The organism is Nitrosomonas halophila (assembly GCF_900107165.1).
Classification (GTDB): Bacteria; Pseudomonadota; Gammaproteobacteria; order Burkholderiales; family Nitrosomonadaceae; genus Nitrosomonas; species Nitrosomonas halophila.
The window spans coordinates 1-10,014 of the sequence record NZ_FNOY01000086.1 but is presented as its reverse complement, the minus strand read 5'-3'; the positions used below and the strand labels follow the sequence as shown (position 1 = coordinate 10,014).

Below are 10,014 nucleotides of genomic sequence, written 5' to 3'. Positions count from 1 at the left end.
TTCGAGACCTCAGGGTGCAACGGCTTCCCCAGAAAACGCTGTTACTTTACAGTGTTGAGCAAGTTTGCTGCTCACTATTAATATACAAGGGTGCACTTGTGCACCGGTTTTTAATCGTGTGATGGCTTGCTGGCGATGACCGGAGGTGTGAGGGTGCGCAAGCGCACCGTAATCGACAGCCAGTGCCCGCTTCGTATGCATTAGCCGGTGATTACAACCCAAACCACGAATGAACACGAATACACACGAATAATGAAAACCACTGCGATTGCGTTTCACTTGTGATTGGACCGGTTATCACATATTCACCCTACTGCATGACAAAAACCAATCCATGTGTGCATTGCCACCGAATCATTCGTGTCTATTCGTGTCCATTCGTGGTTACCCCCACCTGACTGTGCTTGAAGCTGCACATTTCACCGGCCCGCCAATTTGCAAACCGGGTTAGAATCGTTCACCAGCCAGCAAGAAGTATTCCGGGAATAACCAGTCAAGCGTGAAAATTCTGTTTCTGACTCATAGTTTCAACAGCCTCGCCCAGCGTCTCTATGTCGAATTGACGCGGCTGGGGCATGAAATCTCGATAGAGTTCGACATTAACGATGCGGTCACGACCGAGGCAGTCGAGCTGTTCCGGCCAGACCTGATTCTCGCACCGTTCCTGAAGCGCGCCATCCCGGCGCATATTTGGCGCCATCATGTTTGCCTGATCGTGCATCCGGGCATCGCCGGTGATCGCGGCCCATCCGCCTTGGACTGGGCAATCATGCGCGGACTGCCTGAATGGGGCGTGACCGTTCTGCAGGCCACTGGCGAAATGGATGCGGGGGATATCTGGGCGGCGGAAACCTTTCCGATGCGATTTGCCACCAAAAGCAGTCTTTACCGGCATGAAGTCACCCAGGCGGCAGTCAGAGCCGTCTGCAGCGCAATCGAGCGCTATCAGAGCGGGCGATTCCGCCCCATGCCGCTGGACTACACCCAGCCGGAAGTGCAAGGACGCCCCCATGCCCTGATGCGGCAGACCGATCGTGCCATCGACTGGCTGCGTGATGACACGCAGACCGTCATCAAAAAAATTCATGCGGCCGATGGTTTTCCCGGTGTGCTGGATACCTTGTGCGGGCAGCAATTCTTGCTGTTCGATGCACATCAAGCGCCCCATTTGCAAGGCAACTGCCCCGGTGAACTCATTGCCAGAAGCCAGGGTGCGATCTGCCGTGCAACGGTCGATGGCGCGGTATGGATTGGCCATTTGAAGGCAAAATCCGAGCAGGCACCCCCCTACAAGCTACCCGCCACGCAGGCCCTGGGGGAATCAGCCATGCAGCTGCCCGAAATCACCCCCGCCTCCCCGGAAGCTGCCGCGCAGCGCTACCACAACATCTGGTTTGAACAGCACAACCAGGTCGGCTTCTTGCACTTTTCGTTCTATAACGGCGCCATGGATAGTGAGCAATGCGAACGCCTCAGGCAGGCTCTGCTGAACGCGGCGCAGCAAGATATACGGGTGCTGGTCCTGATGGGGGGCATGGACTTCTGGTCGAACGGCATCCATCTGAACCAGATCGAATCCGCCGCCAGCCCTGCGGATGAATCCTGGCGCAATATCAATGCCATGAATGACCTGGTGCAAGCCATCATCACCCGCACCCATATGCTGACCATTGCCGCCCTGCAGGGCAATGCAGGCGCCGGGGGAGTGTTCCTGTCATTGGCAGCCGACTATATCTATGCACGCCGGAGCGTGATCCTGAATCCGCATTACAAAAGCATGGGCAATTTGTACGGATCGGAATACTGGACCTATCTGCTGCCCAAACGGGTCACACCGCAACAGGCAGCAGCCCTGACCGGCAACCGCCTGCCAATCGGCGCCGATGAAGCGCGCGCGATCGGCCTGATCGATGACTGCTTCGATCTCGAACACCAGCCATTCCGCGATAAAATCACCCGGATCGCCCTAGCGCTGGCAAACAGTCCGGATTACGCAAGCCTGCTGCAACGCAAACAAAGCCAGCGCCAACAGGATGAAAACCACAAGCCCCTGGCGGCATACCGCGCCGAAGAACTCGCACGCATGCAGCTCAATTTTTATGGCTTCGATCCCAGCTACCATGTCGCCCGCTACCACTTCGTCCACAAACTGCCCCATGCCTGGACACCGCTTTATTTGGCGAGGCACCGCCGGATTGTGCCAGAATGCCTTGAATGACTATGTCATTCAAACCACGTCCGCGAAATCATTTTGCTTGCATGATAGCAGCATGCCCTGCCATGCAAGGGCCGCCCCTCGTCACAACTGATCCAGCGGACTGACTACCGCCTTGCCGCCTTTGTTCAATACATGGGTATAAATCATCGTGGTGGAAACATCCTTGTGGCCGAGTAATTCCTGCACGGTACGGATATCATATCCAGCCTGCAGCAAATGGGTGGCAAAACTATGGCGCAGAGTATGACAACTGGCTGGTTTATGAATCCCTGCCACTTTCACTGCTTGCTTGATTGCACGCTGCAAAGTCTGTTCATCAATATGATGCCGCCGCTCATTACCGGAACGAGGATCAATCGAACGTTTGCTTGCCGGAAACACATACTGCCAACCCCATTCCCTGCCTGCATTCGGGTATTTTTGTGCCAATGCGAATGGCAGATAAACATCACCATACCCTTCCGCCAAATCACGGGCATGCAGTATCTTCACTTTTTCAAGATGTGTTTGCAGTGGCGCGATCAGGGAAGACGGCAACATCGTCACCCTGTCTTTGCCGCCTTTGCCTTCCCGGATAATTATTTCCTGACGGGAAAATTCCACATCCTTGACTCGCAAGCGTACACATTCCATTAGACGCAAGCCCGCACCATAAAGAATGCTCGCCATAAGCCAGGAACGGCCTTCCAGGTGATCAAGCAGATTGAGTACTTCTTGTACTGTGAGCACCACCGGCAAACGTGCTGGCCGCTTGGCGCGTTGCACTGACTCCAGCCACGCTATTTCATGGCCTAGTACTTCCTTGTACAAAAACAGCAGCGCGCACAACGCCTGATTCTGCGTGGAAGCCGCCACATTACGCTTAACAGCAAGAAAAGTCAGAAACGATTCAATCTCCCTTTCCCCCATCGTTTCTGGATGCCGCTTGTCGTGGAAGAAAATAAAACGCTTTATCCAGGCAATATATGATTGCTCGGTACGATAACTGTAATGTTTTAGTCTAAGCTTATCTCGCACCTGATCCAAAAGCCGGGGTTTGTTCATAATATCCATCCGTGGATCTAACATAGATTGTTACAATGAAACCTAAATCGGCCTGTTTCCATAAAATTTAAGGAGTTAGTATGAGTATTGCCGTGATAGATTTCATTTGTGACGTAATATATTGCGTCATTTCGGACGTATAATTGTAGTTAGATGCCATCCATGATCATGAGAATAGGTGAACTTGCTAAAAGTGCAGGAGTTTCGGTCGAGACGGTTCGTTACTATCAGCGGCGGGGGCTTCTGGATATTCCGGAGCGCCCATACGGCGAGAACCGGCACTACTCGACGTCTCACCGTGATCGTCTGTATTTCATCAAGCGCGCTCAAGCGCTTGGGTTCACGCTGTCGGAAATTTCCTCCCTGCTTGAGCTTTCAGCATCCGATTGCGCGGAGGTCGAGAGCGTAGCTAACCGGAAGTTGCTGCTGGTGCGTGAAAAATTGAATGATCTTGCCAAAATCGAAGCCGTCTTGGAGCAAGCCGTTGCTAGTTGCAAAGATCGCAAGCCTTATGAGGGGTGCCCCATCATAGAGAGCCTGATCGAAGAAAAAAATTGACGCCGTACTTAGGTACGGGATTTACACTGACCGTGTCTTAATAGTCAAGGTCTCATGCCATGAAAGAATCCCTTCTAAGTTTTGGTGGTGTCGGAAGTAGTGTGTCAGCTGTAGCCGCTGCGGCTCCTTGCTGCCTTCCGTTTCTTGCTTCCGTTGCCAGCACAGTCGGTTTATCTGCTTTACTGCCTTACTCCGAGTACATTGCGTACATCGTGCAAATATTCGGCCTGCTGGCAGTTTTCGGCGCGTTTCTGTCATTTCGGAAACATGGCAAGTACGGGCCATTAGCCTTAACCGTAGTGTGCTTTGGTGCATTGGTGGTTGTTTACAACATTTCGCTACTGGGATGGCTACTGTACTCTGCGCTGGTTGGGCTGGTGGTTTCTGCCATTTGGAACACTTTGGAAGCCAGGAGGTGTAATCAATGCGTAGCACAGGCATAGTGCTTCAATCGGAAATCACATGCCCCCACTGTGGTCATCAAAAAACAGAAACCATGCCAACTGACGCATGCCAATATTTCTATGACTGCGAGTCCTGCAAAAGGATCCTAAAACCAAATGCGGGAGATTGTTGTGTTTTTTGTAGCTTTGGTACGATTAAATGCCCTCCAATACAGGAAGGCAAGTGTTGCGAGTAATGGCATCTAACAATTGCATGGAGTGGGACGCACTTTTCGCTACGCCCTTCGGGCTCCGCTACAACTGCGCCCCTCATGCAAGGCGTTAGGCGGCAATTCCTGCCGGACGTGCCACATGCCAGAAACCCGCGGCTTCCCGTCGGCAACAACCTGCTCCGCTGTCATGCGTGCCGGGATGTTGCGAATCTCTGCAATTCGGCTTTCGTCACCCCGCCAGAACTCGCTGTCGCCGAGGATTTCATTCTTTACTTCAACAATGATCGTCATATTTCCTCCGGGTGGCTTGCCACCTAACAATTCAATGCAGCCGAACTTGCTTCGCAAGTCGGCTTAACTCAGGTGTTGGGTTGCAGGGTAGTTTCCGTCGCAAATTCACCGTGGATGTTCGTCGCAACCTCCCATCCCGCAGCACGATTAGCAGCCCGATATTCGTCGAGCAACGCATGCCCGTCGTCCCATGCGCCTTTCCGGTCAAGCAACGCACATTCCAGCATCACGGCGAGCCGGTGCGCGTATTCGTTATCCACGCGCATCAGTCCGCATATCCCCCGGAGTTCTTCATTTAGCTGGAGCAGACTGTCAATTTCATCCGCGCCAGCGCGCAACAATTCGGTTGCCATCCGGTGATGCGACCACGGGGCAAGGTCTGCAACGCTACGCATCAGCCCGGCGTTTGATGTGGTGTCTGGCTGCAACCCAACAGGGCGTTCAAGCGGACGCTGCCGATTTGGCTCGTTGCTCATGCTCATTTCCTCGCGGCAGCGCCGCTTAACTCTGTGTTAGGCAACCAAAATAAGGACCTATGATGAATGATGAGCTAGCCCGACTTATAGATCAGCTGGAACAGTCAAAAGAGAAAACTAGCGAGCATTCGATTTCCTCCGAGATCAATAAGGTCACAAAAGAAGATCAAAGCCCAGAAGCTATTGCTGAAAGACTAGCGTTTGGGTTTTGTGAGGATTACCTGGATAAACAGAATGGCTGGGGCACATATTATGGCCCAATGATGGTATGGGTTGGCGATGATGGTAAGGCCTACGAAAGCCCGAGTCTTTCCTTGGTTAACGACAACGTTATTGCTCATTGGATAACCCGGTCACAAAATACCAAAAATCCCTTGATGAAAGCTCGCTATTCCGGGCTTGTATGGGATCTTTCAGAAGCTGCCATTGGCAGAAAGCCTGACTACAAAATCGCTATCGATTATGTGAATACCCTTCTTGAAGTCACCGATAACGATCTATGCGAACACCCAACCGAAGCTATTACGAAAGTCACAAGAGCTTATAGAGTAGCTTTTGCTATAAATAACACTGATCTGGTAAAAAAATGCATTGAAAGTGCCATTAACCTTGAAGACAGAATTGCAGAAGATGATAAGGCGGGACTCTGGGGGTTTTGTTTTGATCTTTTTGTATTAGGTAAATGTAGGAATTTATCTAAAGTTCAAGAGAAAAAACTAATAGAGGACCTTGAGTGTCGATTGGAAAGGGTTTCTAAAGATTGCTCCCCTTGGGTTTGTGAGTCAGCAGGTATTCCTCTGGCTACCTATTATCGAAGCAAAGGAATGGACGATGAGGTAATCAGAGTAGTTGATGTTGTTGGACGTTGTTTTGAGAGTGCCTGTGAAGGTTTGGCAGCAATGCAGGCTTCATCTTGGCTTCAGCACGTACACAATATCTATATCGGCTTTAACATGAAAGAGGGCGCGGAAAGAGTTTCAAAGAAAATTTCGGAGGTTGGCCCGGGAGTCGTAGAAAGCATGCAGGAGTTTTCTCATAGCATGGAGATACCTAGAGAAAAGCTCGATGCCTACCTGGATTCTATGACGAGCGGTGGCCTTGAGAAGACCCTCAATAGGATTGCGATTCAGTTTCTCCCTAAAAAGGATCAGGTTCAACAACAAGTACTGGATCTGGCCAAGAAACACCCGCTAACTTATTTATTTACCAAAACTCTGCAAGACCATAAGGGTAGACCTGTAGCAACTATTGGTAGCATTGAAGACGATTTAGAAGGAAACATTATTCATCAGCTGTCCCAGAATATGGGTATTGACTCATTCTTTCTCAGGCATTCATTTATAAAAGCCTTAGAGGTTTATGGGATGAGTGCCGATGACGTAACGACCTTTATTCTGAAGTCGCCGATATTTGAAGATTCAAAGAAGGATATAGTGCAAAAAGGCGTGAAAGCCTATTTGGAAGAAGATTACATGTCCGCCATCCATATTCTGGTTCCCCAGGCAGAAGCTGCGATTAGAACACTAGTTGAGTTGATGGGTGGTGCAACATTGAGAAGGAATCGGCAGGGGGGGTTGCAATTAAGAACGTTTGATGACCTGCTCAGAGATGAAAGAGTTGAGAATTGTTTCGGTTCAGACACGTCTTTCTATTTCAGAATGCTTCTCACTGACCAAAGAGGATGGAACGTGAGAAATGACGTATGCCATGGAATTAGCCCAGCGGGTGCATTTAATTATTCAACTGCAGACAGAGTTATGCATGTAATGCTTTGTCTGTCACAAGTGAGAGAGAGCAATGCCTAACAAAGTGCTGCTGTCGGACAAGTTTTCCGCTACGCTCCAAATTTGCCGCAGAGCACGGCGTTAGCTCTACAAGAACATCCGCAACCGAAGGAAATTTAATGCCCATAGAACATGAATTAAGAGCACTGGCAAAAACATACTCAGAAAAACTGAGCGGTCAAATCGATGCCCGCAGACGAAGGGGTCAGGTCGCGATACAAGAATTAAGAATCAAAAATCAAGAAAAATAAAGATAAGGTCTAGAATTGTGAATTCTTATTCTTGTGGCCCATAGCCCCGTACGTTACTCTTATTTTTCTTGATTAGCGACCTGCCCCCTTTATATACGTCATTTCGGACGTATAATTGTATGTGATTGACACCCGAAACGTGTCGGGTTACACTAAGCTTCATGATTCGGAGTTTCAAGCATAAGGGCCTTAAGCGCTTCTTCGAAACGGGAAAGACTTCGGGAATCCAGGCCCAGCACGTAAAAAGACTCCGGTTAATACTCGGCCGTCTTCATGCTGCACGGCAACCGAAGGATATGAATCTTCCAGGGCTTCGGCTTCACGAACTAAAAGGAGATCGATCTGGAACTTGGGCAGTTGATGTCAGTGGAAATTGGCGGATTACCTTTCGGTTTGAAGGCGAGGATGTCGAGGTCGTGGACTATGAAGATTATCATTGAGGTGCCGCATGCTGATGCACAATCCACCACATCCTGGTGAAGTTATTCGAGAGCTTTGCCTCGAGCCGCTAGATCTATCTGTCACCGAGGCTGCAAGGGCCCTGGGTGTCAGTCGGAAAACCTTGAGCGCCATTTTAAACGGACGGGCCGGTATCAGCCCTGAAATGGCTGTTAGGCTGTCAATTGCTTTTGATACTACCTCAGAGAGTTGGCTCAACCAGCAAAGCCAGTATGACCTTTGGAATGCTGAGCAGCACCGCAAGGAACTGCAGGTCAAGCGTCTTGTTGCTGCGTAGTCTCAACCCATCACATAACGTTAGCTAGGAGCAAACCAAGGTAATCAAATGGACATACTGGTATAACAAGTCATCCGATCTACGAGGATCAGCTGGAGCCCTATGGGCTAGCATGGACACTACTAGTGTCTAAAGAAATTACCGAAGAATTGGGGCTGGGAAAAGGTTTTAGCATGAAAATTGCCACCGGTCCTGTCTATGGAATGCTATGCGGTATGTCTCTTGAACTCCTGTATAAAGCCATAGTGGTTGCAAAAGGAGAGGAACCGAATACAAACAGCCATAAACTATCTGACTTAGCTAAAGACGCAGGCGTGTCGGTTACAGTACAGCAGGTAGGATTGCTTGAGATATTGTCAGAATACATTATGTGGAATGGGCGCTATCCAGTTCCGAAAAAGCACGAAAACATGCAGCATCTCAATGACTTATCAAGTAAGTATTTGTACGATAAGAAACCCTTTGGGAAGTCATATATACTACGCCCAAATGGTGCATTAAATTGGGAATCTTTCAATATGCTGTGGAATGAAGGTCATAGCGTGCTGTGGAGTGAAGGCCATAGCGTATACTGCGAAAAATGCTCCTAACTTGCGCCCCAGCGGACCCCGCGCCAAAGGCGCGCGGGGTCCGCTGGGGCTTGGCGTTAGGCATTCCTATTCGCGCTTTTACCGAAGGAGAAACACATGGAACTTTCAGCGGTTTTAACCCCAGCCCCGGAAGGAGGCTATGTGGCTTTCAATCCCGAGACAGGGACGACTACGCAAGGTGAAACTGTCGAGGAGGCATTGCTGAATCTACGTGAGGCAACAGAACTCTATTTGGAAGAATTTCCTCTTTCGATTGTTGGACGCCCCCTGCTGACATCATTCCAAATACCCGAGCATGCCTAAATTGCCGGTCGTGTCGGGCGCCGAAGTAGTCCGTGCCTTGGAACACTTGGGTTTCGTGGTCACTCGTCAGCGCGGAAGTCACATAATGATGCGCCGTGGTTCTTCTGGCTGTGTTGTACCCAAACATCATGAACTGAAAATCGGAACATTGGTTGGTCTTCTCAAGCAAGCCGGCATTTCACCCGAAGAGTTCGTCGAGGTGCTGAATGTCTAACGCGCACGAAGGGGTCAGGTCGCGACCCAAGAATTAAGAATCAAAAATCAAGAAAAATAAAGATAAGGTCTAGAATTGCGAATTCTTATTCTTGTGGCCCATAGCCCCGTACGTTACTCTTATTTTTCTTGATTAGTGACCTGTCCCCTTTATATATGGGAGTTGTACCGTTACTCGTAATGAGTCCACATGCGCAGGATTTTTACTATTTTCTCTTGCTCGATGACCTGGTACACCAGCTGATGCCGGATATTGATGCGCCGGGAATAGGCTCCCGCGAGGTCACCAACCAACTTTTCGTATGGTGGTGGGTTTTGATAAGGATTTTTACTGACGACTTCCAGTAGCTCTTGAGCTTTGCTTTTAAGCCCGGATGATACCAATTTCTTTGCATCCATCTTAGCCTGATTGGTATATCGAAGCGCCCACATTACCAATCAAGATCCTTGCTGCATTCATCTGTATCAGTCGCCATCCCGCCCATAATGGACTCACGCATACCCGGTATGGAAACCAGATAAAGCGTCTCATTAATAGCATTCCAGTCCTCCTCCGACAGGAGCACCGCATTGGACCGTTTCCCCTTAATTACAATTGGCTGATGAGTTTCAGCAGCCTCATCAATAAGACTATACAACTTAGCCCTGGCTTCAGTCGCATTAAGCATTGTCATAAATCACCTCCAAAGATCAGAAGCGTACGCTTATACGTACGCAATGTCAATTAGGGTTTTCAGGTATAACGCCCAACTCACGCGCCGATTTAGAACTGCGAAGCAGCGCGCACAAAGGGGTCAGGTCACGATCAAAGAATTAAGAATCAGGAATCAAGAAAAATAGGCTCGTCAGCAGAATCTGTGGGCGACATCCGGTTCAGGTAGCGCGCCAAGTGCATGATATAATGCGATTTCTGCGCCATGAAAGGTTCGAAATC

The 10,014-nt window shown here is 49.6% G+C and carries 15 protein-coding genes; 10 read left to right on the top strand and 5 right to left on the bottom strand.

Translation table 11 applies throughout. The annotated features are described in order from the left end of the window. Nucleotides 1-499 precede the first annotated feature (499 nt). Nucleotides 500-2,218: a hydrogenase maturation protein gene (locus tag BLV85_RS13375; protein WP_090415739.1), complete on the top strand. Its 1,719-nt coding sequence runs from the start codon at nucleotides 500-502 to the stop codon at nucleotides 2,216-2,218. Between the two features lie 81 nt (nucleotides 2,219-2,299). Here the strand turns inward: BLV85_RS13375 and BLV85_RS13370 are convergent, their stop codons facing one another. Further along, nucleotides 2,300-3,262 (bottom strand): integron integrase, encoded by a 963-nt coding sequence (locus BLV85_RS13370; RefSeq protein ID WP_143032351.1) that lies wholly within the window; start codon nucleotides 3,260-3,262, stop codon nucleotides 2,300-2,302. A gap of 153 nt (nucleotides 3,263-3,415) precedes the next feature. On the opposite strand from BLV85_RS13370, the gene BLV85_RS13365 reads away from it, so the two are divergent. The 3 genes from BLV85_RS13365 to BLV85_RS15735 are packed head-to-tail and all read left to right on the top strand — an operon-like array spanning nucleotide 3,416 to nucleotide 4,460. Next, complete coding sequence (locus BLV85_RS13365; protein ID WP_090415737.1) at nucleotides 3,416-3,820, top strand: MerR family transcriptional regulator; 405 nt, start codon at nucleotides 3,416-3,418, stop codon at nucleotides 3,818-3,820. A gap of 59 nt (nucleotides 3,821-3,879) precedes the next feature. Then, a complete protein-coding gene (locus BLV85_RS14980) occupies nucleotides 3,880-4,263 on the top strand; it encodes a MerC family mercury resistance protein (protein ID WP_143032350.1) in 384 nt (127 codons plus the stop codon). Further along, nucleotides 4,245-4,460: a GDCCVxC domain-containing (seleno)protein gene (locus tag BLV85_RS15735; RefSeq protein WP_090415736.1), complete on the top strand. Its 216-nt coding sequence runs from the start codon at nucleotides 4,245-4,247 to the stop codon at nucleotides 4,458-4,460. The genes BLV85_RS14980 and BLV85_RS15735 overlap by 19 nt, the downstream gene beginning before the upstream one ends. A 39-nt stretch (nucleotides 4,461-4,499) precedes the next feature. Here BLV85_RS15735 and BLV85_RS13355 read toward each other — a convergent pair whose 3' ends face one another. Continuing rightward, the gene (locus BLV85_RS13355) at nucleotides 4,500-4,727 is read right to left on the bottom strand and encodes a hypothetical protein (RefSeq protein ID WP_090415735.1); all 228 of its coding nucleotides are present in this window, start codon (nucleotides 4,725-4,727) and stop codon (nucleotides 4,500-4,502) included. 68 nt (nucleotides 4,728-4,795) lie between these two features. Continuing rightward, nucleotides 4,796-5,203, bottom strand: a complete 408-nt coding sequence (locus tag BLV85_RS13350; RefSeq protein WP_090415734.1) for a hypothetical protein — start codon at nucleotides 5,201-5,203, stop codon at nucleotides 4,796-4,798. A gap of 59 nt (nucleotides 5,204-5,262) precedes the next feature. Between BLV85_RS13350 and BLV85_RS13345 the strand changes: the two genes are divergently transcribed. The 6 genes from BLV85_RS13345 (at nucleotide 5,263) to BLV85_RS13320 (ending at nucleotide 9,081) form a co-directional block, all read left to right on the top strand. Beyond that, nucleotides 5,263-7,008 (top strand): DUF4209 domain-containing protein, encoded by a 1,746-nt coding sequence (locus BLV85_RS13345; protein WP_090415733.1) that lies wholly within the window; start codon nucleotides 5,263-5,265, stop codon nucleotides 7,006-7,008. Between the two features lie 391 nt (nucleotides 7,009-7,399). Beyond that, nucleotides 7,400-7,678: a type II toxin-antitoxin system RelE/ParE family toxin gene (locus BLV85_RS13340; RefSeq protein WP_090415732.1), complete on the top strand. Its 279-nt coding sequence runs from the start codon at nucleotides 7,400-7,402 to the stop codon at nucleotides 7,676-7,678. Nucleotides 7,679-7,686: 8 nt separating this feature from the next. Continuing rightward, nucleotides 7,687-7,974 (top strand): HigA family addiction module antitoxin, encoded by a 288-nt coding sequence (locus BLV85_RS13335; protein ID WP_090415731.1) that lies wholly within the window; start codon nucleotides 7,687-7,689, stop codon nucleotides 7,972-7,974. 125 nt (nucleotides 7,975-8,099) lie between these two features. Beyond that, nucleotides 8,100-8,564, top strand: a complete 465-nt coding sequence (locus tag BLV85_RS13330) for a hypothetical protein (RefSeq protein ID WP_090415730.1) — start codon at nucleotides 8,100-8,102, stop codon at nucleotides 8,562-8,564. Between the two features lie 96 nt (nucleotides 8,565-8,660). Next, nucleotides 8,661-8,867, top strand: coding sequence for a HicB family protein (locus tag BLV85_RS13325; protein ID WP_090415729.1), 207 nt, complete (start codon nucleotides 8,661-8,663; stop codon nucleotides 8,865-8,867). Next, on the top strand, nucleotides 8,860-9,081 hold the full coding sequence (locus tag BLV85_RS13320; protein WP_090415728.1) for a type II toxin-antitoxin system HicA family toxin: 222 nt from the start codon (nucleotides 8,860-8,862) through the stop codon (nucleotides 9,079-9,081). The genes BLV85_RS13325 and BLV85_RS13320 overlap by 8 nt, the downstream gene beginning before the upstream one ends. Nucleotides 9,082-9,251: 170 nt before the next feature. Here the strand turns inward: BLV85_RS13320 and BLV85_RS13315 are convergent, their stop codons facing one another. After that, entirely contained in the window at nucleotides 9,252-9,512 is a 261-nt protein-coding gene (locus BLV85_RS13315; protein WP_090415727.1) for a Txe/YoeB family addiction module toxin, read from the bottom strand. Continuing rightward, on the bottom strand, nucleotides 9,512-9,754 hold the full coding sequence (locus BLV85_RS13310) for a type II toxin-antitoxin system Phd/YefM family antitoxin (protein ID WP_090415726.1): 243 nt from the start codon (nucleotides 9,752-9,754) through the stop codon (nucleotides 9,512-9,514). The genes BLV85_RS13315 and BLV85_RS13310 overlap by 1 nt, the downstream gene beginning before the upstream one ends. Nucleotides 9,755-10,014: the final 260 nt, after the last annotated feature.

What these genes read in the sequence shown, in the direction of transcription:
- BLV85_RS13370 (WP_143032351.1), bottom strand. Translation starts at nt 3,262, where the DNA reads ATGAACAAACCCCGGCTTTTGGATCAGGTGCGAGATAAGCTTAGACTA.
- BLV85_RS13365 (WP_090415737.1), top strand. Translation starts at nt 3,416, where the DNA reads ATGCCATCCATGATCATGAGAATAGGTGAACTTGCTAAAAGTGCAGGA.
- BLV85_RS14980 (WP_143032350.1), top strand. Translation starts at nt 3,880, where the DNA reads ATGAAAGAATCCCTTCTAAGTTTTGGTGGTGTCGGAAGTAGTGTGTCA.
- BLV85_RS15735 (WP_090415736.1), top strand. Translation starts at nt 4,245, where the DNA reads ATGCGTAGCACAGGCATAGTGCTTCAATCGGAAATCACATGCCCCCAC.
- BLV85_RS13355 (WP_090415735.1), bottom strand. Translation starts at nt 4,727, where the DNA reads ATGACGATCATTGTTGAAGTAAAGAATGAAATCCTCGGCGACAGCGAG.
- BLV85_RS13350 (WP_090415734.1), bottom strand. Translation starts at nt 5,203, where the DNA reads ATGAGCAACGAGCCAAATCGGCAGCGTCCGCTTGAACGCCCTGTTGGG.
- BLV85_RS13345 (WP_090415733.1), top strand. Translation starts at nt 5,263, where the DNA reads ATGATGAATGATGAGCTAGCCCGACTTATAGATCAGCTGGAACAGTCA.
- BLV85_RS13340 (WP_090415732.1), top strand. Translation starts at nt 7,400, where the DNA reads ATGATTCGGAGTTTCAAGCATAAGGGCCTTAAGCGCTTCTTCGAAACG.
- BLV85_RS13335 (WP_090415731.1), top strand. Translation starts at nt 7,687, where the DNA reads ATGCTGATGCACAATCCACCACATCCTGGTGAAGTTATTCGAGAGCTT.
- BLV85_RS13325 (WP_090415729.1), top strand. Translation starts at nt 8,661, where the DNA reads ATGGAACTTTCAGCGGTTTTAACCCCAGCCCCGGAAGGAGGCTATGTG.
- BLV85_RS13320 (WP_090415728.1), top strand. Translation starts at nt 8,860, where the DNA reads ATGCCTAAATTGCCGGTCGTGTCGGGCGCCGAAGTAGTCCGTGCCTTG.
- BLV85_RS13315 (WP_090415727.1), bottom strand. Translation starts at nt 9,512, where the DNA reads ATGTGGGCGCTTCGATATACCAATCAGGCTAAGATGGATGCAAAGAAA.
- BLV85_RS13310 (WP_090415726.1), bottom strand. Translation starts at nt 9,754, where the DNA reads ATGACAATGCTTAATGCGACTGAAGCCAGGGCTAAGTTGTATAGTCTT.